The organism is Sporosarcina koreensis, from assembly GCF_001531445.1.
In the GTDB taxonomy this organism is placed as follows: Bacteria; Bacillota; Bacilli; order Bacillales_A; family Planococcaceae; genus Sporosarcina; species Sporosarcina koreensis_C.
This window is the reverse complement of record NZ_LQYA01000184.1, coordinates 1-243: the sequence shown is the minus strand read 5'-3', so window position 1 is coordinate 243 and position 243 is coordinate 1. Positions and strand designations below refer to the sequence as shown.

The 243-nt window shown below is 30.0% G+C and carries 1 pseudogene; it reads right to left on the bottom strand.

What is annotated here, in order from left to right:
- Positions 1 to 243: pseudogene (locus AWV70_RS16820) on the bottom strand (tetracycline efflux MFS transporter Tet(L)); the annotation flags it as partial.

Here is a 243-nt window from a genome sequence, read left to right as displayed (position 1 = left end):
TGTTTTACAAATATCAGGAATGACAGAATACTGATGATCAGAAAAGAAATGTTATAAGATGTTGTAAACAGCATAAAAAATACAATTCCCACTGACATTAGTATAATTCCTACAATATCAAAATGACCTTTTATCCTTACTTCTTTTTTCAACAATTTAATAAGGAACGGAACAGTGATAATTGTCATCATTGGAATGAGCAGAAGATAAGACCAATGGATAAAATGAGCTATCATTCCACCA